An 18,995-nucleotide genomic window follows, 5' to 3' on the forward strand; every position below is an offset into this window, starting at 1 on the left:
CCAAGATCGCGGGCGTCCGACCGGAAGACCACAACGAAACACCAGCCGACACCGACTAGGATTTCGCGCTCACTTCCAGTGAGGCACCACTCCCGGTTTCGCGCTCACTTTCAAATGAGGCACCTCGAGAATCCCGCGGCCCTGCCATCGTTAGTCGACGTTTGTCTACAACGACCGCCGCAACAGCGGACTGCGCGCCTTTCAGCAGGCGAGCGCGGCCACGGCGCGCGGCGTGACCACCACGTCGTCGCCGACGGCCAGGCCTGCGGGCAGTTCGCTGGCCGGCAGCTGCACGGTCACCTTGAGCTGTTCGCCCTTGTTCCAGCGCTGGTATTCGCCGGAGGTGATGACCGTGTCCACGCGCACCAGCGATCCCAGGAAGTGGATCACCTCGACGCGGGCGCGTTCGCCCACGTGGGAGTCGTGCTGCGAGGGCAGGGCCAGCGTGAGGTTCTCCGGGCGCACCAGCACAGCCACGGCATCGCCCTTGGTGGAACCGGGCAGCAGCGGCAGACGCTGGCCGAACACCACCGCCTCCTCGCCGTTGGAGGCGCCGGGCAAACGGTTGGTGAGTCCGATGAACGTGGCCACGTACTCGGTGGCGGGACGCTGGTAGAGGTCCTGCGGGGCCGCGATCTGCTCGATCTTGCCCTTGTTCATCACGCCGATGCGGTCGGCGACGGCCAAGGCCTCCTCCTGGTCGTGGGTCACGAACACGGTGGTGGTGCCGGTGTTGAGCTGAATGCGGCGGATCTCGTCGCGCAGCTGCACGCGGACCTTGGCGTCGAGGGCGGAGAGCGGCTCGTCGAGCAGGAGTACGCGCGGCTTGATGGCGAGGGCGCGGGCCAGGGCCACGCGCTGCTGCTGGCCGCCAGACATCTGCTGCGTGTACTTCTTGGCCTGATCGGCCAGTCCCACGAGCTCGAGCTGCTCCATGGCGACCTTGCGGCGCTCCTCCTTGCCCACGCCGCGCACTTCGAGGCCGAACGCCACGTTCTCAAGCGCGGTCATGTGCGGGAAGAGGGAGTAGGCCTGGAACACCATGGCCATCTCACGCTTGTTGACCGGCACGCCGGTCACGTCCTGACCGCCCACCATGATGCGGCCGCCTTGAATGTCCTCGAGGCCGGCCAACGAGCGCAGCGCGGTGGACTTGCCGCAGCCTGAGCCGCCGAGCAGCACCACCATCTCACCGGGCTTGATGTCGAGATTGAAGTCGTCGAGGGCGCGCTTGGTGGAGCCGGGGTAGATCTTGACCACGTCCTGCATCTGGATGGAGCCGCCGCCGCGCTTGGCGCTTTCGCGCAGCAGCTGCTTGGCGGCCTTGGTCACGTCCTTGCCGCGCACGCCTTCGAGCGTGGCGGTCGGGTCGTTCTTGAAAGCGTCCTCGTCCGGCTTGACGGCGGTGAGGGAGGACGCCGAAATCTTCTGATCAGCGGTCATGTCTGGTCACTTACCTTCCTTGGATTTGCGCATCGCGTCGGAGATGAGGTCGAGCGCGACGAGCAGCACCACGCCGAAGAGCAGAGCAAGCAGCGACATGGCGGTGGAGATCTGAGAGTTGGATTGGCCGAGCTGGTAGAGCGCGACCTGGAGGTTCATGCGGCCGAGCAGCGAGGCGACGGTGTATTCGCCCAGCACCACGGCGATGGAGATGAAGGATGCCGAAAGGATCGACTGCCACAGGTTCGGGATGATCACCCGGAAGAACACCTTGGGCCAGGAGGCGCCAAGCGAGCGGGATGCCTCCACCAACGTCTTGACGTCGATGGAGTTGAGGCCCACTGCGATGGCGCGGAAGGCGAACGGCATCACGAGGATCACGTATGCGAAGCACAGCCAGATGGGGTTGGTGCTCAGCACGTCGGCGGACAGCCAGCGGTAGATCGGGCCGAGGCCCACCACCAGCACGATGGCGGGGATGGTCAGCGGCAGCGTGGCCACCCATTCGATGGCGCGTTCCAAAGCCTTGGAACGGATGTGCACGATCACCATCGTGGGCACCATGAGCAGCAGCATGATCACCACGGTCACCACGCACAGCGCCAGCGAGGTTCCGAGGCCCTGCCACAGCACGGTCAGGTCCGCGCCCAGCGACTCGCCGTTGCCGGTGAAGATCGCGACCCACGGGGCCAACGACCAGCGACCGGACAGCGGGTGGCGCAGCGTGAAGATGAGCATCGAGAACAGCGGGATGAACAGGAATCCCAGCGTGACGAGCAGGATCACGAATTTGATGATGCTCTGCTTGCGTACGCGGGCGGCGCGCAGCTGCGGCGGCTTGGTGCCGACGGTTTCGGTCGCGACGGCTTCCACGGTCGCGTTTGTCGCATTCGTTTCGTTCACTGCCAACGTCCGGCCCTCTTTTCCACGGCGTGGCTCAACAGCATGACGATGGCCACGACCACGATCATCGCGAATGCCAGCACCTGAGCGAAGCCCTGCTGGTTCGGGTCCATCTCGTTGCGCATGGCGCCCTGGATCATCAGCGGCACCAGAATCGAGCGCTGGGAGAACAGGGCGGCTGCGGTGGCGTACGCGGAGAACGCGGAGGCGAACAGCAGCAGGAACGCAGAGATGAAGCGGGGTGCCAGGATCGGCAGGGCCACGCGCGTCCAGTACTGCACGGTGTTGCCGCCGAGCGATTCGCAGGCCTCACGCCACTGCGGACGGATGGAATCGACCGCGGGCAGGAAGATGATGATCATCAGCGGGATCTGGAAGTAGCAGTACACGGTCACGAGGCCCGGCAGCGAGCTCAGCCAGTTGGGGTTGACGGTCAGTCCGGTCACCTGCTTGATGAACATGGTGCCGATGCCGTTGATGCCGATGGTGGCGATGAACGCGAAGGCGAGCATCACGCCGCCGAACTGGGCGAGCACGGAGGAGATGGCGGAGACCATGCGGCGCATGAGGCCGTTGGGCTTGGCGCCGATCACCAGCGCGTAGGAGGCGAGGCCACCCACCACGGCGCCGATCACCGAGGATGCGATGGACACCAGGATGGACGTGACGAATGCGGAGACGGTGTTGGCTTCGAACAGCTTGCTGAAGTTGGCGAGCGTGAAGCCGCCGTCACGGGTCTGGAACGCGCCGAGCACCACGATCACGGTGGGCGCGAGCAGGAAGCACGCGGTGTAGGCGAAGAACGGCAGGGTCACGGCAAGGGTGCCGAGTTCCTGGCGATGCCGGGCCAGCGTGGAGGAGGTAGCGGACGGACCCGCGGCCTTGGCGGCTGCAGGTCCGTTCTGTGCGATTGCGGCGGTCATGAATGATGCCTTGATTCTTGACGTTTCGGTATGGTCACCGAGCCAGCGGCTCAGTTGCCGATCGTCTTGTCCCAGTTGTTCTGGAGCCAGTCGGTGATGCGGGTGGCGTCGTCGTTGGTGTAGTTCACAGGCTTGCCCTCGATGGTGATGGCGTCCTTGAGCACGTCCTTGTCCACGGTGCCGTCCTGCTTCATGGAGTCGAGCAGGACCGGGTTGGCGCCGCCCTTGAACCACAGGTTCTGGGCTTCGGCGGTGTACAGGTACTCCTCCCACAGGCGGGCGGCCGCCGGGTGCGGGGCGTCCACGTTGATGGCCTGGTTGTAGTAGCTGACCACCTGGGCCTTCGGGAAGGTCTTGTACTCCCAGTTCACACCCTTGCTCTTGAGCTCCTTCTTGTAGGAGGCCTGGTTGTAGGTCCAGTCCATGACCACGCCGGTCTGGCCGGAGTCGATGGTGCCGTTGGTCACGTCCACGGTGGTCAGGTTGCCGGCATCCTTGAGCTTCTTGAAGAAGTCGAGGCCAGGCTGCAGGTTGTTGATGTCGCCGCCGGCCAGCTGGTTGACCATGAGGTAGCCGTTGAAGGCGGCGCCGGCCTCGGCGGGCTTGCCGTTGAGGGCCACGGTGCCGGCGAACTTCGGGTCGAGCAGGTCCTCGAGCTTGGTGATGTCGCCGTACTTGTCCTTGTTCCAGCCGATGGACATGATGCCGGTGTAGTCGGCGTAGTAGGCGCCGTTGGCGTCCTTGTTCTCGTCCGGGATCTTGTCCCATGCCTGCACCTTGTAGGGGGCGAAGGCGTCCGTGGAGGTGGCGGCGATGGACTGGCCGACGTCGAACACGTCCGGGGCGGCGTCGGTGCCCTTGTTGGTCTTGGCGGCGTCCAGCTCCTCCTTGGAGGAGGCGTTCGGGTTGAGCTCGGTGATCTTGATCTTCGGGTACTTCTTCTTGAAGCCGTCAATCACCTCGCCGTAGTTGGACCAGTCGTGCGGCAGGGCGATGACGTTCAGGGCGCCCTCCTCCTCGGCGGCCTTGACGAGGTCGTCCATGGTGCCGAAGTCCTTCAGGGAGGTGGCCTTGGCGGACTTCTCGTTGACCTTCACGGCCTTGCCGGTGGAGGCGGAGCCGGAAGCGGAGTCGGAGGAGGCGTTGCCGGAGCCGCAGGCGGCCATGGTGAACGCCAGTACGGCGGCGAGGGAGCCGGCCGCGATCTTACGCAGGTTCTTCATGATGTTCCTTTTCTTGGGCATACATCCGGATACGGCATATGAGGCCGAATCCCGGGAGTCGTGGGCTTGTTTCGCGTCGTGATTCGCGCGGCCCGTAATTCCAAAAAACGAACATAAGCGTTCAGAATGTACCGACACTGGCGTGCAGATGAACGCTCGGCACCGTTTGGCGACCGTTCGCTGAACAAAAGGAAACCGAAGATGAATTCGTGACGATTGCGGCGGATACGTCAAAGGGGACCGACCTACCGGCCGATCCCCTTCAAGGCTTCCGTGAATGCAGGAACGCGCGTCAGCGCAGCACGCCCTCGATGAGGCGGGTGATGAGCTCGGTGTAGCCGATGCCCGTGGCCTCCCAGGCCTTGGGGTACATGGAGATCGGCGTGAAGCCGGGCATGGTGTTGATCTCGTTGACCATCACCGTGCCGTCCGGGGTCACGAAGGTGTCCACGCGGCTCAGTCCGGCGCCGTCCACGGCCTTGAAGGCGCGACGGGCCACGTCGCGCACGTCCTCCAGCACGCTCACCGGCAGGTTGGCCGGCACTTCCACGTGGCTGGCGGAGGCGTCCATGTACTTGGAGTCGAAGTCGTAGAACTGGTCGTCGTCCTGGTGGTCGAGCACGATCTCGCCGGGCCAGCTGGCCTCCGGCTCGTCGCCCGGCTTGTCGCACAGCACGGCGCACTCCACCTCGCGGCCGTCGATGCCCTGTTCGATGAGCACCTTCCAGTCATGCTCGCCGGCGGTGGCGATCGCGGCGGCCAGACGGTCGAGCTGGGTCTCGCGGTCGTCGGCCTGTTCCACCTTGGTCACGCCGAAGCTGGAGCCGGCGCGGGAGGGCTTGACGAACAGCGGGTAGGCCAGCTGGGCGGCTTCGATCTGCTCCAGCACGCCCGCGGCGGTGAAGTTGCGCGCGTCCACGGTGATGCCGGGCGCGGTGGGGATGCCGGCCGAGGAGAGCACCACCTTGGTGAAGTGCTTGTCCATGCAGGCGGCGGAGGCGAACACGCCACAGCCCACGTACGGTACGTCCATCATTTCCAGGAGGCCCTGGATGGTGCCGTCCTCGCCGTACGGGCCGTGCAGCACGGGCAGCACGGCGTCCACATGGCCCAGCGAGGTGAGCACATGGTTCATTTCGGGATCGTTGAGGCTCACGAAGCTCGTACCGAAACCGGATTCGCCGGAGCCCAGATGCTCCGGTTCGCCCATGAAGAAGCCGTCCTTGCCGCGGGAGGGGTCCAGCAGCACCGGGCGCGATTCCGGTGTGATCTTCACGGTCGGCAGCTCGCCGCCGTCCAGGCTCCATCCGCGCGGGTCCTCACCGTTGACGATCCACTTGCCGTCCTTGGTGATGCCGACCGGAATCGGCTCGAAGCGATCGGTGTCCATGGCGTTGAGCACGCCGGCGGTGGAGATGCAGGAGATCGAATGCTCGTCCGCACGTCCGCCGTACAGCACCACAACACGCTTTTTGGCCATAACCATCCCTATCTTTCGACTCTTGTCCGGCGTCTGTCCGCCGTTCCTAAATCCGTGACCCGAGTGTACTCGCGCCCCGGCCCTATGTTGGGCCGCAGTCCTACTCGGCGGTGACCTCGCGGCCGAAGAGGCCGGCCAGCATCTCGGAGCAGGAGATGCCCTCGTTGAGCACGCGGCTCATCTGGTAGGCCAGCGGGGTGGGCACGCCAAGCTGATCGCCGAGCGCCACGACGGCGTCCGTGGTAGGCACGCCCTCGGCCACGCCGTTGCTCACCTTGGTGGCCTCCTCGACGCTCATGCCCTTGCCCAGGTTGGAACCGAACGTGTAGTTGCGGGAGAGCGGGGAGCCGCAGGTGGCGATGAGGTCGCCCACACCGGCCAGGCCAGCGAAGGTCTTGGGATCGGCTCCGGCGGCCGCACCCAAAGCGGTCAGTTCGGCCAGACCGCGGGTCTCGATCATGGCAGCGGTGTTCTCGCCGTAGCCGGCGCCACGGGCCATGCCCACGGCGAGCGCGGTCACGTTCTTGAGGCTGCCGCACATCTCCAGACCGATCACGTCGGTGGTCACGAAGGCCTTGAAGTAGGAGGTGGTGCAGGTTTCGGCCACCTTCTTGGCGTTCTCGATGTCCTCGCAGGCCACCACGGTGGCGGCGGGGTGACGATCGGCGATCTCCTTGGACAGGTTCGGGCCGGAGATGGCGGCGAAACGGCCGGCCGGCAGGTCGAGGGTCTCACGCACCACTTCGTCCATGCGCTTGTTGGTCTTGCGTTCGATGCCCTTCATGAGGCTCACCACGATGGCGGTCTCGGGAATGAGGCCCTTGAACTCCGTCAGGGCCACGCGCGCGAACTGGGCGGCGATGGCCACCACCACGATCTCGGCGTCCTTGACGGCCTCGGCACGGTCGCCGGTGGCGGTCATGGCGTCCGGCAGCTTCTCCACGGACGGCAGGCGCACGCCGTTGTGATGATGGTCGCGGATGCCCTCCACGATTTCGGGCTCCATGGCCCACATGGTCACGGTGTTGCCCGCGTCGGCCAGCACCTGACCGAAGGCGGTACCCCATGCTCCTGCTCCGAGAACCGTTACTTTCCTACCCATGATGTTCGCTCCTTCGTTTGTCGCATGGGGTGCTGTTTTGCTGCTTCACGGCTGCCGCCGCTCAGCGTCGCCTACTGACAGTCCACCGGACTGTCAGCTTAACGGCTCCGCCCATGCTCCTGCTCCGAGAACCGTTACTTTCCTACCCATGATGTTCGCTCCTTCGTTTGTCGCATGGGTCCAGTCCCTCGGCTCCCCTTGTCAGGGGAGCTGTCAGCAACGCTGACTGAGGGGTAGTCATACGCCGCGCGATTACCTCGTGCCATGTTACTCCGGTTACTCCGCCGGGAACGGCCCGCCGATCTCGGGCCACGGCTTGCGGCTCATGCTGCGGTAGTCCCAATAGCCCTCGGCCGGGAATTGTTCGCCTCGGATCGCGGCCAGCACCGTGTTCATGCGCTTGAGCACGCGCCACGTCAGCTCGTTGACGGCCTCGACCGGCGGCTCGTCGCCCCACGAATCCATGTCCGTAAGCAAATCGGCGTAATCGAGCTGATGGTCGTAGCACATCACCACGTTCTTGCGCGGCCACGGCCACCAATGGTTGATGGATGCCGCGCCCCACGTGACCGCCGGGAACAGCGGCACCTGACGGCCCAGTCGGCGGGATGATTCGAGCGCGATGAATCCCACGCCCTCCTTGATGCTCATCACCCATTTCTGTGGGTCACGGGTCACGGTGCCTTCCGGCCAGACGGTGAGCGGACGGCCGGAGGTGAGGATGTCGATGGACGTCTCCTCGATCTGCTTGGCCTTGCCGGAGTGACGCTGGACCGGCTGCATGCCCACCAGCTGGAACCACTTGCCGATCACCGGCCACTTCGCCATCTCGGCCTTGGCCATGTACCGCGGGCGGCGGCCCATGTGGAACAGGCTGGCCATCGGCACGAACACGTCGAACATGGTCACATGACTGGCCGCGGTGATGAAAGGACCGTCCTCGGGTACCTGTTCGAGACCCCATGCGCGGGTCTTGCAGCTGGCGCGGAAGACCACGTCCACGCCGGTGAGCAGTCGTTTGGTGGCCTTGGGATTCTGTGCGTTGATCTCGTCGAGTTTGGCCTTGCGCCCCGCTCCAGTGGGGAAATCATGCATCGGATCGACCAGACGATGCTGTTTCGCAAGCTCGGCGACCCGTGCGTCGCTCAGGGGACTGACCGCGGAACGCGGTGACGGTTTTCCTTTGGATGCCATGCCCACCATTGTTGCACGGCCCCACCCGAATCGGAACCATCATTGTTCGCGTTACTCAGACCGCTCACGCCCAGCCCTACAGGCTCCCTACAGGCTCCCTACAGACGAAAGCGACCCGCCGCCCACCTCGGATTCGTATATCCAAGCAGACGACGGGTCGACTTAAATCGCAAAGCAAAATGGCGATCAGCGCATCACAGCACGGCGATGGCGTCGATCTCCACGAGCGCGCCCTTGGGGATGTCGTTGCCGCCGAACGCCACGCGGGCCGGCTTCACGGAGCCGATGAACACCTCGGCGTAGCGGGCGTCCACCTCCTTGAAGTCCTCCACGTTCTTCAGGTAGATGGTGGCGCGGCACACGTGCTCGATGCCCGTGCCGGCGGTGTCCAGAATGCACTTGATGTTCTTAAGCGCCTGAGCGGCCTGCTCGCCCGCGGTCTCGCCGGCCAGTTCGCCGGTGGCCGGGTCGATGCCCAGCTGGCCGGAGACGAACACGAATCCGTTCGCCTTGACGGCCTGGCTATACGCGCCCAATGCGGCCGGTGCCTCGGAAGTCGCGACCGCTTCCATCTTTTCGCTCATGATGATGCTCCTCTCATAGGTGGCGCCCGTCCGATACCGCCGGCGTCAGTGCCCGGCCATTGGCCGATTACGTTGCAGTCTAGCGATTGCACCGTCATGCGGGCCGTCCGATGCCCGCGATGCGGCCATATCGCCAGGCCTCCCCTGCCTCACCGTGAAGGCGAACCGGCGCGCCAGCCTGCGCACGCTTTTCGCACTGGCGCCTAGCACGCCGTCCGCACCGAGTTTCAGGCACCGTCTGCCTTCGTTATAGTCGCCGCTCACACCGGCGTACACGGGGATGTTGCTGCGGTTCGCGCGGTCCAGAACGGCCTGGTCCAGCCGGTTGCCACGCATCACCACGAAGCTCACTCCCCTGGGCCAGCCGACTTCCGGATGGCCCGCCGGGCTCACGCACTTGCCGACCGTCCAGCCCGGATGCAGCTTACGCATGAATTCGACCGCGTCGTCGTTGGTGGACATGAACATCGCACGGTCGGAGAAATTGTTGCGTTCGATCACGCGGGAGATGGCGCGGGTCAGCTTCGGCGCATGGACGGAACCGGTCTTCATGTCCAGCAGCAACCCCAGATGGTCGTTGACGTGCTGGGCGGCCATCACGGCCTGTTCGAGGGTCGGTACATGGAAGTCCTCGCCGTTCTGCCGCATGGTCAAGTGCTGCAGTTCGCGGGTGCTCAGGATGCCCACCGAGACGTTGCGGCCGTCCGCGGCGAGGCGGCCGGTGGAACGGTCATGGAAGACCACCGGGGTGCCGTCGGCATCCAACCGCACGTCGATCTCGGCATAGTCGGCACCGTTCGCGCCGGCGTTGGTGATGGCGTGCAGCGAGTTCTCGGGAGCGGAGTCATCACCGCGATGGGCGATGGCGAGCGGACGCACCTGCCAGTCGATCGGCCCGTCCTGCTCCTTGCGACGCACACGTACCGCAGCGGCCGTGGCCATGCCGGTGATCAGCGCCAACGCCAACACCAGCACGACGATCTGGGCGAGCCAGCGGCGGAGAGACTGAGTATGAACGGTTCCGGGTGCATTTGCAGGCGGAACCGCGGAGACATCCAATGCCCGATTCCGCGCGGTATGAGGTACGAACAGGAAATCGACGATATTGCGGAACCCACCGCCATGTTCAGGCCCTTGGGGATTATCCATCTTCGCCATCATGCACCTCCCTGCCGCGACGGACACCGCTTGCGCCGCGTAGTGCTTTCATTATGCGATGCAGCAGAGGTTCTTGCGCCTAATTTCATGCCAAGTTCATGGTTATCTCAGGGAAAACTCAGGGAGGCCCTGACATGGGCTCCGTCATACAAGCAGGGTCTCTTGTCTGACGGACAATACGGCTCCAAACCACCCGCGAGCAGTATGCAACAGCCTCTCAGCGGTCTTTTGAGTACAGAAGCGCATTCATCCTGTACCAGCAAGACCGCCAAACACCTTTTCTGCGGTCCTTTCAGTACAGAAGCCCTCGTCTCCTGGACTGAAACGACCGCAAATCGCCTCCTCAGCGTCCATTTGATGATAGGAACGAGCGTCTTCTAGCTCGAAACGATCGCAAATCGCCTGCTCAGCGACGGTTTCATGCCAGAAGCACCCGTCTTCTGTACCGAAACGATTGCTTAGTTCCACCGACCTGATACGAAAAACGGGATTCCAAGACCTTGCAAATCTTGGAATCCCGCCAATCTGGTGGGCCCAAAGGGAACTCAATATATATCGCCATAGCCGTTGCAAAATAAGGATTCTTATGAGTTTGAGGGATGCTTTGTACCTAAAATCGTACCCATAAGAACTTAATCAAGTGTTTGAGTAGCAGTCAGAGCCCCACGACTATTCTTGCATCTTAGCTCCCTTGCTGCGGTTGCAGCGCCAGCATAGTGTTTGCAGGTTGCTCTCCGTGGTCATGCCGCCTTTGGAGACGGGGATGATGTGATCGACCTCCAGCAGCAGGTGCGGTTCGGCGTTGAGGTTCGCACCGCAGATGCGGCAGGTGTAGTTGTCGCGTTGCAGGATGTACTTGCGCAGGGCCGAGGTCATGAGCGCTCGCTGTCCGGCCACGCTCTTGCGCCACTGGATTCGCCCGCTGAGGTATTCGACCATGGCGTTGAGGTTCGGGATGTCCAGCGTGACGACGGAGTTCGTCGAGGCGTTGCCGCCGGAGGAAACATATTGGAACTTGAAGCTGGGATAGAACATATCGTTCAGGGTCACGTCCTTGAAGCCGAGCTTCCTCGCCAGCTGCTTCTTGGCAAGCACCTTGATCGGGAGCGGTATCTCATTAGCGATGCTGCCCAGTATCTCGTTCTTCTCGCCCGCGAGCGCCTGCTTGCCGTCTTCGGCGGCGGTGAAGTTGTTGAGCATGGTCTCGAATTGGTTCAGGGTGGGCTCGTCCGCGTTGAATCCGAAGTATTTGCAGAGGTATTTTATGGGGTCTCGTTGTGCTCCGGCCACGATGTCGCGTGAGCAGTTGTAGACGTTGGCGGCGTTGCTGTCTTTCCTGAACTCGGTGCGCTTGTAGTTCCAGCGGCTGTTATCGCGTCGTTCGGCGTGGCCGCGGTGGGACATGTCGGTACCGATCTGGGTGCTTTTCAGTTCCTCGATGTGGTCGTTGAGGTTGTTGCAGTCTTGGATATGCGCGCTGATGCGGCTCTTGATGGCAAGGAACTTCGCGCTGCGGAAGTAGAAGAACTCATACGCCTTGTATCCGTAGACAATAACGAACAAGGCCAAGGCGATAGGCCAGTCCGATGTGGCCATGCCGCAGAGCAGAACCACCGCCCCCGCGGCCCATATGGCAGAACTCTTCAGGTTTGACATGCTGCACCCTTCCCTTTGGTAAGGCTTTACCCATAATGCTTTACCGGTAAGGCTATAGTCTAGTTGGCACAAACATAGCTTGGCAACATGCCACACACCCAGACGCCAGCGGACTGGCCCGAATACGCCAAGAGGCTGGGCTTAAGTATCCAGCGCCGCCGCGTCAGCATGAACCTGAGTCAGGAATACGTGGCCTATAACGCCAATCTCTCGCGTTTCACCTACCAGCAACTGGAAAAGGGCGAGTCACGGCCCGGCACGCCCTCCAATCCGAGCCTGATGAACGTGATGGCCGTGGCTCAGGTGCTGGACGTGACAATCGACGCCCTGCTACCCGAGCCGTGGCCCGATCTCCACGCCTGAACGGCCGTCAGGCGAACGTGATATTCACCTGCGGCGGCTCCGGCTGCCCCACCGTAGCATCGAGGGCCTGCCTCGGCCTGCCCTCCGCCCTATCCAACAGCTCACGCAACGCCTTAAGCTGCTGCACGGGATTACTGCCATCCTTGGCGCTCGCCAGCAACTGCAAAACAAGCTGCTGAACCTGCGTCAATTCACCACGCTCGACCTTCTCCATTTCGTTCGCCAATTGCTCGTCAGTCATATCGAGATAACGACGCGCAGTCAGCTCAAAGGAACGGCCTTTGGTGGGGAACGTATTACGCCGCTCCGGGTTCGTATGAAAACCCGTCACCGGGTGATTGCCTTGCGCGAACCTGCCCAGCTCGTCCCTGTCACCAGCGTTGTTGTTATCATCGTCGTCCGTCATTATTACGCCTTTCTCCGCTTGGAATGCAAGCGGCAAATATCACTATGCTCATAGGTTCACACCTCGCTTCGTTAGTTCGTCGGAGGTTTTATTGAGCCACAGCCCGGTGTTCTTAACCTTGCGAATAGCGAACAGCTGAGCTATCGAAAGCGCGGCCCAATTCTTCACATCGGCGGTGGTAATCAGGCTAGCGGCCCATTGCTCCAAGTCGGGCGTCGCATCGGCGGAAGACTCGAACACATCAGAGGGCCTGTCCGCATTGGAGCCCTTACTCTCATATAAAGTGTCCGATGCGTCCTTTCCGGCCAAAACGTCCGGCAGTTCGGGTTGCTGACTTTTGTTTACCCCCTCTCTAAAAGTGTTCGACATGTCCACAACGTCCAGCGCATTCGGCCTCGGTGGCCCTAGTTTCAACGTCTCCCATATTCTCAGGGCCTTCCACGCTTGAGAAAACGCCGAGAACCGATAACCACGTTTGGTATGGCCACGGTTGCGGCTCGCTTCTACACCGGCCTTCTTCAACATCGATGCCAAACGCTTCGTGGTCAGACGCCCGAAACTTCCTACTTGTTCGCTGCCCCATTGCTTCGGATTACTAGCTGCAAGGGCATCGCACATCTGCTGTGAACCGACAAATGGCATTGAAGCCCACTGACTCGCCCACAATCTCGCGATGTCTTTCAGCAGAAGAATGTGCGGCGAATCATTGGCAAGCCCCATGTCGGCATCCATTTTGGCTTGTTCCACGTACTCGGCGGACAAGCGGCGCACTACGTCAAGCCATTCGCCGGATTGCGTTTGAGCAATGCGGGCCAGCGGTAGCCATACTTCTTTATATCGTCCCTTGACGATATCAGGCAATATAGGACGCGGCTTGATAGACTCTTTCGCGATTGCCGCCCAATTGTCCAGATCGCGCTTCAGGTCAAGAAATTCCTGATCATTCTCGATTATCTCCCAGTCAGTTTCTTCTACCTCGTCGTTCGGATAGAGGAACACTTGGATACACCGCTGTTTTGTATCCGCCGAAAGGTCAGGGTTATTGCCTGCGAATGCAACAGGCGCATAGGTACTCTTACGTACCACCTTCCAACCGTGATTCTTATCCGGTTCCTGAACAGTACGGCTGCCTCCTCGCTTGTAACCGGTGTTTACTACGGCGATGAAGTCAGCAGTCAGGGGGTTATCCTTGCGCAAGCTCCTATCCGCCTCGTCTACAAGCAGCACATAGCCCTGATCGGCCAAGTTGGCAAGCAAGGACGCCGAACTGATTGCACTCAGCATTTCAGATTTCGCACACAAGTGCGCAATCCATTCCAGCAGTGTGGTTTTGCCCGCACCCGGTATGATGCTTGTAATCAACAGGCGTGGCGTCGTGTACATTTCGCGGTAAACTCGCGCGTGCATAATCCACAGGGCAAGTATCCTCAGATTGTCGTCCGATGTGCCCACGTGATTCTTCAGCATGCGGAATATACGGTCGGCAATTCTGCTGGGGTCGAAACTCTGTCCACCATCGCTGGACGTTTCGGTCGGGTAGGACGCATTGGACACATTATGCGAAGTAGCGCCGAACAGGTCGTCCTCCGGTCCCATATCTACGGTCGTATTCTCGATCATGCCACCACCTTCCACCCGTCGGCGAGCGCCGCCGCAATCTCATCCCAAGGCGCACCCGCCTGATTTGCGATGAACTTCAGGACGTTGTCACCCGTATAGTTCAAAAGTCGGGCGCTCGCTGCCATGCGTTGCCGTATGCAATGGAGGTCTTGCCGGTTGCGGGTCGGCAGTAAGCCGAGCGTAAGCACGCTGTCGATCATCACGTCGGTTTGGTTGGTGCGGATAAGCTTGTGACCGCGCTTTGGAAATGGGCCGGTAGTGAGCGTTGTCCGGGCGTCGGCGCACAGCAGCATGGCGGCTTGCAGCATCCTTAAGGCGGGGAGATCGTTGTTTTTAGCGGTGAACGCTATTGAAGTTGGTGCAATCCATGTAGCATATGAGCACATGGTCAGGCAGCGGGCCGTGCCGATGGCGTCGTGGGTGACGGTCAGCTTGTAGAGGCCATAGGCGGCCTCCAGTAGATAGTCGGTGGTGGCCTGAAGCACGTAGCCGGGCGCATTAGGGGCGAAATTCTCGCCTAGAATGGTAATTGACTTCCCCGCCCCGACATTAATCATGTTGGGGTTTCTCATTTTGCACTATCCTTCAGCACGGCTGCGTTTGCCGGGACTGCAAATAATGCCTCAACTGATTCGAGATCAATTAGGACTCGTCTTGGCGTAGGTTTGTAGTACTTCAGGATTCCTGAATACATCAAGTGCTGCACGTGCCGCTTGCTGCAACGCATTAAGCTTGCAGTTTCTGCGATAGTGAGTACTTTTGGAATATTAATATCTTTGCGTACGCTGACGCTCATGATACTCCGATCATGCCATCACTGCGTAGCAACTCACAATGTTTTTTACCCCTCCGCACCAGTGGAATACCAGCACCGGTCACATGGAGAATTCATACCATGCCTCTAGGTAGTATCGGGGAAGCTATGTGAATAATAGCACAAATGTACGAAGATTAGTGCAACTTGGCTAATATCTCTGTCAGAGAAACCGAAATCCACTCATTGTTCTTGTCATTTGGACAAATATCAATATGCTCGTCACCCGACATTTCATCTACGCCTTCAATGACAAAATAGCATTCTGCATAAGCGGGGGTTTCTTTCCCCGTCACGCAGATTCTTCGTCTGGCTCCAAATGCTCGCCCACTTTTTCTTACACGGTCGGTATGCCATTCCCCATCTTCAAAAGTGTTATCCAACCGTGTACGACTATTTTTCACCAGTTCCCTAACCTGCTTCGGCGCAGTTAGTTCAGTTAAATGAATTGCAAGTTCTCTCTTACTAGCCCCGAAACAAGCTTCCAAGGCAAGTTTTTTATTCCTGACGTATTTTCTATAAAGAACTGCTTTCTGTATCTTCGCTTCCGTGATATAGCTTTTAGCGTCTTCAGATCGTTGGATTCGCCATGCCATGGCCCATAATATCCTTCCCACAACGCAACATCATTGCGAAAACGTTGCAAGCTCGGCTTCCAATATCTGCCTTTTGGAGTCTAGCTGCTCCAACTCAGCAATTACTTTATTTAATTCGTTGCGCACGACTTCTTCAGTACGCTTCGGCTCAATAAGTTTTTCAAATGCCTTATTCCCCAGCTCTCGAACTCGCTTTTTGTCTGCTCGCTGATAATGTTTTACCCCTACGGCTACATCACGTCGGCGCGTTGCAGCCATATAGTCTTTTGCGTTTTCTGCATCGCGCGAAATCTGAGTATCATACGTGGCGCGCAATGTATGAAAATGCAAGTCGGAACGCCCAGCCTTTTCACGCGCTTCGGCAAATTGCTTTCGAAGGGTGTTCGGGCTTAATATTGAAGACCGCTTAGCCGAGATCAACATCGCCTCCGGACTGCTTGCGTTCGCGTACTTCTCTACGTGTTCTTTCAGCAAGTTCACCATTCCTTCAGGAATGGGCATAGCATCATTAGATGCAGCGTTTTTTGTATCCGCAAGACGCAATGGCCCTGTATCATTTTCTCCACGCCCTAGGCTATGGCGAACGCGCAACAGGCCATGTTTGAAATCTATATCGCATACTCGTAATGCACAGACCTCGCTGATACGCAAACCAAAAGCGGCGCCCAAGTAGACTGCAATTCTTGAATATTCGGGCATACTCTCATATATCACCCTTATTTCATCTTTCGTAGCTACGGGAATCTTCGCTTGTTCGCTATCAGGCACTTTGGGAAGAGGAATGCCTTCGCAGGGATTTTTAGAGATCAACGCCGGCCGCTCTTCGGTTTCCAATAGAGCCTTACGCATAATGGTACGCATTTCTTTCATGGCGCGCTGTCGAGCAAATGGGCCATATTGTTCCAGCCATTCAGAACATGCGCGAATATCTTTACTTGTGATATCGCGTATCAGCATATCTTTGAAGAAATCCGTTAGGTGTTTTACCGCTGTCTTCTTTGCTCGCATTGTGTCAGGGCGAACGGCTTCACCGGTAGCGGCATTTCGGTACCCTTCTAGATATCCTTCAGCGAAATCTTTGAATCTTACCGTCTTGTATCGCTCCAGCTCCTTGCGCTGCTTTGATGGCACATACGGCAGTCCTAGAGACGCCGCCTCATCCATACGACGAATCTCTTCCTTCAGCCAACTGCTAGCTTGCTCTTTTTGTCCGACTTTAAAAGACTTCGTAATGTACCTACCGGGCCTATTGGGGTCAAGCACCTTCGCTCGATACCCAGTCAGCTTTCCGTTTCGGTTTATCTTTGATATACCGCCACGGCCATTAATCGAGTTAGAACCTCTTGCGGCGCGTTTGGATGTTTTAACAGTCATACACACCTCCGGCCTATGTACCTAAGAATGTACCTAAGTGTTTCATAATCCGTCGTTTTCTGACATAAACCGTCATCTACTATGATACCGCACAACAGCCCATAAACCCAATAAAAATAACGGTTTTGCGTATAGAAAAGGGGCTCTGAATATAATTCAGAACCCCTTAGAGTGGGCCCAAAGGGGATCGAACCCTCGACCTTCTGTTCCGGAGACAGACGCTCTATCCACTGAGCTACGGACCCAGACAACTTCACTACTGTACACCACGCCCGGCCAGCCCGCACCCATCGGTCCGCCATTCGCAGCGATTTCACAGGTTCAACGAGGCCCATCGCGCAGAACAGCACGGAACAGCGCCAACCACCGCGTGGAATAGGCCCGCCGGCACACCCCGACTGCAAACCGTTGCAACAACGATTGCAAACCCCGCAAATCCCCGCGCTTCGCCCTACAATGGGGCTATGTCGGAACCTACAGATGACTTCGAATACGAGCGCCGCTTCTTCTGCCGCGAACTGCCGGCGGAATATGACGACGGCGATGCCCCGGCGCTCATCATTCAGAGCTACTACGTGTACACCGACAATTACGCCTTGCGCGTGCGGCTGCTCTCGCACAGCATACAGATGGACATGACGCCCGATTTGGACCCGATCGCCGTGCTGGAGGACAACCGCGAGCGCTTCTCCGAGGCATACGTCACTGTCAAAGGCCCATCCGTGGGCGGCACGCGCTATGAGGTGGAGCGCGAGATCGATACGCGCATCGCGGTCGAACTCGTCAAGCGCGGCGGCAGGGTGGTCATCAAGAACCGTTATTCCGTGTGGATCGCGGAGGACGGCTGGAGCGTGGACGTGTTCGGCGGCCCGAACGCGCCGCTCGTGGTGGCCGAGGCCGAGCGTGCCACGCCCGTCACCAATCTGACGATTCCGAAGTTCTGCATCACCGAAATCACCGATCAGCCGCGGTTCAACAACGACGGACTCGCCGAGCGGCCGTTCGGCGAGTGGAAGGATGATTTCGAGCGGGAGCTGGCCAAGGACGGCCCGCACTTCCAGCCGTATTTCGGCAAGAACCGGATGGCGTAGCGCGGGTCAAACCCTCGACTCAGCGCATCCTCAGTACATCAGCGTGGCGAGGCGACGACGGGCGCGCTTCAGGCGCTCATCGGTCGGCTCGGGAATGGCGAAGTATTCCAGCAAACGCTTGCGCACCTCGTCCAGGTCGGCCTTGTGTCCGGCGGCGAGGAAGTCCAGCAGACGGTCGAAGGCGTCCTGAATCTGGCCGCCGATCATGTCGATGTCGGCCACGGCAAGCTGCGCCTCGACGTCGTCCGGGGCGGCGGCCGCGGCGGCGCGCACCTCACGCACGTTCGCCTGACCGGAGCGGGCCAGCAGCAGCGCCTTGGCGCGTTCGCGGGCGGCGAGCGCATCGTGCGGGTCGGATTCCAGCACGCGCGCATATTCGGCGGCCGCACCGGCGTAATCGCCCTCCTCGGCCAGACGATGGGCCTCGGCGTGCTCGGGCGGCACCTGATCAGCACCGGCGGCACCGGACGCACCGGCGGACTTGGCCGCATCCGAATCAGGGTCGCCGGAGTACGGGGCGGTGCCGCTCACACCGGCCTGCGCAGCGGCCTGGATGATCTTCGGAATCACCTCGTCGCACAGCTGTTTGATCTCGTCGTCGCCCGGCAACCCCTGCAGCAGCGGCATCGGACGGCCGCCGATAAGCGCGAACAGCGCGGGCGCGCCCTGCACCTGCAGCGCCTGGGCGATGGATGGGTTCGAGGCGATGTCGATGCGGGAGAGCTGGATTTTGCCGTCCAGCGCGTTCACCGCGTCGCCCAGCGCGCGGGCCATCGGGAAGAGACGGTCGTCCGTGGGCACCCACAGCAGCATAAGGATCGGGAACGTGGCCGAGGTCTGCACCATGGCCTGGAAGGTGTTCTCGTTGGTGTCGATCACGTAGCCGCCGGCCGCGGGAGCGCCGCCCGCCTGCCCCGGTTCGGCCTTGACCTGATGCTTGAGAGCCTCCAGATCCACTGCCCCTGCCAGGGACACTCCGGGATGGAACTGCTGATCAGCCATACTTGCCTCCACAAATGCTTACAAATACAAAAACGGTGCCGGAACCGATTGTAGTTCCGGCAC

19 protein-coding genes and 1 tRNA gene are annotated in these 18,995 nt (G+C 60.3%); 2 read left to right on the plus strand and 18 right to left on the minus strand.

Translation table 11 applies throughout. From position 1 onward, the window contains the following. Positions 1-201 precede the first annotated feature (201 nt). From JS536_RS09795 to JS536_RS09840, 10 genes are all read right to left on the minus strand, one after another. A complete protein-coding gene (locus tag JS536_RS09795) occupies positions 202-1,443 on the minus strand; it encodes an ABC transporter ATP-binding protein (protein WP_240544358.1) in 1,242 nt (413 codons plus the stop codon). Between the two features lie 6 nt (positions 1,444-1,449). After that, the gene (locus JS536_RS09800) at positions 1,450-2,316 is read right to left on the minus strand and encodes an ABC transporter permease subunit (RefSeq protein WP_214356822.1); all 867 of its coding nucleotides are present in this window, start codon (positions 2,314-2,316) and stop codon (positions 1,450-1,452) included. Between the two features lie 26 nt (positions 2,317-2,342). After that, a complete protein-coding gene (locus tag JS536_RS09805; RefSeq protein ID WP_214356784.1) occupies positions 2,343-3,269 on the minus strand; it encodes an ABC transporter permease subunit in 927 nt (308 codons plus the stop codon). Between the two features lie 50 nt (positions 3,270-3,319). Continuing rightward, the gene (locus JS536_RS09810) at positions 3,320-4,492 is read right to left on the minus strand and encodes an ABC transporter substrate-binding protein (protein ID WP_214356785.1); all 1,173 of its coding nucleotides are present in this window, start codon (positions 4,490-4,492) and stop codon (positions 3,320-3,322) included. A 292-nt stretch (positions 4,493-4,784) separates the two neighbouring features. Next, positions 4,785-5,972, minus strand: coding sequence for a D-alanine--D-alanine ligase family protein (locus JS536_RS09815; protein WP_214356786.1), 1,188 nt, complete (start codon positions 5,970-5,972; stop codon positions 4,785-4,787). A gap of 100 nt (positions 5,973-6,072) precedes the next feature. Next, entirely contained in the window at positions 6,073-7,074 is a 1,002-nt protein-coding gene (locus tag JS536_RS09820) for an NAD(P)H-dependent glycerol-3-phosphate dehydrogenase (RefSeq protein ID WP_214356787.1), read from the minus strand. 276 nt (positions 7,075-7,350) lie between these two features. Further along, complete coding sequence (locus tag JS536_RS09825; protein ID WP_214356788.1) at positions 7,351-8,268, minus strand: lysophospholipid acyltransferase family protein; 918 nt, start codon at positions 8,266-8,268, stop codon at positions 7,351-7,353. A 194-nt stretch (positions 8,269-8,462) separates the two neighbouring features. After that, positions 8,463-8,852 carry a Rid family detoxifying hydrolase gene (locus tag JS536_RS09830; protein ID WP_055427441.1) on the minus strand — a complete coding sequence of 130 codons (390 nt, stop codon included), beginning with the start codon at positions 8,850-8,852 and terminating at the stop codon, positions 8,463-8,465. Between the two features lie 45 nt (positions 8,853-8,897). Continuing rightward, positions 8,898-10,013 carry a glycerophosphodiester phosphodiesterase family protein gene (locus JS536_RS09835; RefSeq protein WP_214356789.1) on the minus strand — a complete coding sequence of 372 codons (1,116 nt, stop codon included), beginning with the start codon at positions 10,011-10,013 and terminating at the stop codon, positions 8,898-8,900. A 666-nt stretch (positions 10,014-10,679) separates the two neighbouring features. Next, positions 10,680-11,666 carry an HNH endonuclease signature motif containing protein gene (locus tag JS536_RS09840; protein WP_109057976.1) on the minus strand — a complete coding sequence of 329 codons (987 nt, stop codon included), beginning with the start codon at positions 11,664-11,666 and terminating at the stop codon, positions 10,680-10,682. 87 nt (positions 11,667-11,753) lie between these two features. Between JS536_RS09840 and JS536_RS09845 the strand changes: the two genes are divergently transcribed. Then, complete coding sequence (locus JS536_RS09845) at positions 11,754-12,029, plus strand: helix-turn-helix transcriptional regulator (RefSeq protein WP_109057977.1); 276 nt, start codon at positions 11,754-11,756, stop codon at positions 12,027-12,029. A 7-nt stretch (positions 12,030-12,036) separates the two neighbouring features. On the opposite strand, the gene JS536_RS09850 is transcribed toward JS536_RS09845, so the two are convergent. The 7 genes from JS536_RS09850 to JS536_RS09880 form a co-directional block, all read right to left on the minus strand. Then, positions 12,037-12,435 carry a hypothetical protein gene (locus tag JS536_RS09850; RefSeq protein ID WP_109057978.1) on the minus strand — a complete coding sequence of 133 codons (399 nt, stop codon included), beginning with the start codon at positions 12,433-12,435 and terminating at the stop codon, positions 12,037-12,039. 48 nt (positions 12,436-12,483) lie between these two features. Then, a complete protein-coding gene (locus tag JS536_RS09855) occupies positions 12,484-14,055 on the minus strand; it encodes a DUF3631 domain-containing protein (RefSeq protein ID WP_214356790.1) in 1,572 nt (523 codons plus the stop codon). Continuing rightward, positions 14,052-14,627, minus strand: coding sequence for a hypothetical protein (locus JS536_RS09860; RefSeq protein ID WP_109057980.1), 576 nt, complete (start codon positions 14,625-14,627; stop codon positions 14,052-14,054). The genes JS536_RS09855 and JS536_RS09860 overlap by 4 nt, the downstream gene beginning before the upstream one ends. Then, on the minus strand, positions 14,624-14,851 hold the full coding sequence (locus tag JS536_RS09865; protein WP_109057981.1) for a helix-turn-helix domain-containing protein: 228 nt from the start codon (positions 14,849-14,851) through the stop codon (positions 14,624-14,626). The genes JS536_RS09860 and JS536_RS09865 overlap by 4 nt, the downstream gene beginning before the upstream one ends. A gap of 155 nt (positions 14,852-15,006) precedes the next feature. Further along, positions 15,007-15,465, minus strand: a complete 459-nt coding sequence (locus JS536_RS09870; RefSeq protein WP_146194752.1) for a hypothetical protein — start codon at positions 15,463-15,465, stop codon at positions 15,007-15,009. Between the two features lie 30 nt (positions 15,466-15,495). Further along, positions 15,496-16,839: a site-specific integrase gene (locus JS536_RS09875; protein ID WP_109057982.1), complete on the minus strand. Its 1,344-nt coding sequence runs from the start codon at positions 16,837-16,839 to the stop codon at positions 15,496-15,498. A gap of 172 nt (positions 16,840-17,011) precedes the next feature. Beyond that, a tRNA-Arg gene (locus tag JS536_RS09880) sits at positions 17,012-17,084 on the minus strand. A 219-nt stretch (positions 17,085-17,303) separates the two neighbouring features. Here JS536_RS09880 and JS536_RS09885 point away from each other — a divergent pair. Further along, a complete protein-coding gene (locus JS536_RS09885) occupies positions 17,304-17,930 on the plus strand; it encodes a hypothetical protein (RefSeq protein WP_214356791.1) in 627 nt (208 codons plus the stop codon). Between the two features lie 30 nt (positions 17,931-17,960). Here the strand turns inward: JS536_RS09885 and JS536_RS09890 are convergent, their stop codons facing one another. Further along, complete coding sequence (locus tag JS536_RS09890; RefSeq protein WP_214356792.1) at positions 17,961-18,932, minus strand: tetratricopeptide repeat protein; 972 nt, start codon at positions 18,930-18,932, stop codon at positions 17,961-17,963. Positions 18,933-18,995 lie beyond the last annotated feature (63 nt).

Source organism: Bifidobacterium sp. SO4, assembly GCF_018555355.1.
In the GTDB taxonomy this organism is placed as follows: domain Bacteria; phylum Actinomycetota; class Actinomycetes; order Actinomycetales; family Bifidobacteriaceae; genus Bifidobacterium; species Bifidobacterium miconisargentati.

What these genes read in the sequence shown, in the direction of transcription:
- JS536_RS09795 (WP_240544358.1), bottom strand. Translation starts at nt 1,443, where the DNA reads ATGACCGCTGATCAGAAGATTTCGGCGTCCTCCCTCACCGCCGTCAAG.
- JS536_RS09805 (WP_214356784.1), bottom strand. Translation starts at nt 3,269, where the DNA reads ATGACCGCCGCAATCGCACAGAACGGACCTGCAGCCGCCAAGGCCGCG.
- JS536_RS09810 (WP_214356785.1), bottom strand. Translation starts at nt 4,492, where the DNA reads ATGAAGAACCTGCGTAAGATCGCGGCCGGCTCCCTCGCCGCCGTACTG.
- JS536_RS09815 (WP_214356786.1), bottom strand. Translation starts at nt 5,972, where the DNA reads ATGGCCAAAAAGCGTGTTGTGGTGCTGTACGGCGGACGTGCGGACGAG.
- JS536_RS09820 (WP_214356787.1), bottom strand. Translation starts at nt 7,074, where the DNA reads ATGGGTAGGAAAGTAACGGTTCTCGGAGCAGGAGCATGGGGTACCGCC.
- JS536_RS09825 (WP_214356788.1), bottom strand. Translation starts at nt 8,268, where the DNA reads ATGGCATCCAAAGGAAAACCGTCACCGCGTTCCGCGGTCAGTCCCCTG.
- JS536_RS09830 (WP_055427441.1), bottom strand. Translation starts at nt 8,852, where the DNA reads ATGAGCGAAAAGATGGAAGCGGTCGCGACTTCCGAGGCACCGGCCGCA.
- JS536_RS09835 (WP_214356789.1), bottom strand. Translation starts at nt 10,013, where the DNA reads ATGATGGCGAAGATGGATAATCCCCAAGGGCCTGAACATGGCGGTGGG.
- JS536_RS09840 (WP_109057976.1), bottom strand. Translation starts at nt 11,666, where the DNA reads ATGTCAAACCTGAAGAGTTCTGCCATATGGGCCGCGGGGGCGGTGGTT.
- JS536_RS09845 (WP_109057977.1), top strand. Translation starts at nt 11,754, where the DNA reads ATGCCACACACCCAGACGCCAGCGGACTGGCCCGAATACGCCAAGAGG.
- JS536_RS09850 (WP_109057978.1), bottom strand. Translation starts at nt 12,435, where the DNA reads ATGACGGACGACGATGATAACAACAACGCTGGTGACAGGGACGAGCTG.
- JS536_RS09855 (WP_214356790.1), bottom strand. Translation starts at nt 14,055, where the DNA reads ATGATCGAGAATACGACCGTAGATATGGGACCGGAGGACGACCTGTTC.
- JS536_RS09860 (WP_109057980.1), bottom strand. Translation starts at nt 14,627, where the DNA reads ATGAGAAACCCCAACATGATTAATGTCGGGGCGGGGAAGTCAATTACC.
- JS536_RS09865 (WP_109057981.1), bottom strand. Translation starts at nt 14,851, where the DNA reads ATGAGCGTCAGCGTACGCAAAGATATTAATATTCCAAAAGTACTCACT.
- JS536_RS09870 (WP_146194752.1), bottom strand. Translation starts at nt 15,465, where the DNA reads ATGGCATGGCGAATCCAACGATCTGAAGACGCTAAAAGCTATATCACG.
- JS536_RS09875 (WP_109057982.1), bottom strand. Translation starts at nt 16,839, where the DNA reads ATGACTGTTAAAACATCCAAACGCGCCGCAAGAGGTTCTAACTCGATT.
- JS536_RS09885 (WP_214356791.1), top strand. Translation starts at nt 17,304, where the DNA reads ATGTCGGAACCTACAGATGACTTCGAATACGAGCGCCGCTTCTTCTGC.
- JS536_RS09890 (WP_214356792.1), bottom strand. Translation starts at nt 18,932, where the DNA reads ATGGCTGATCAGCAGTTCCATCCCGGAGTGTCCCTGGCAGGGGCAGTG.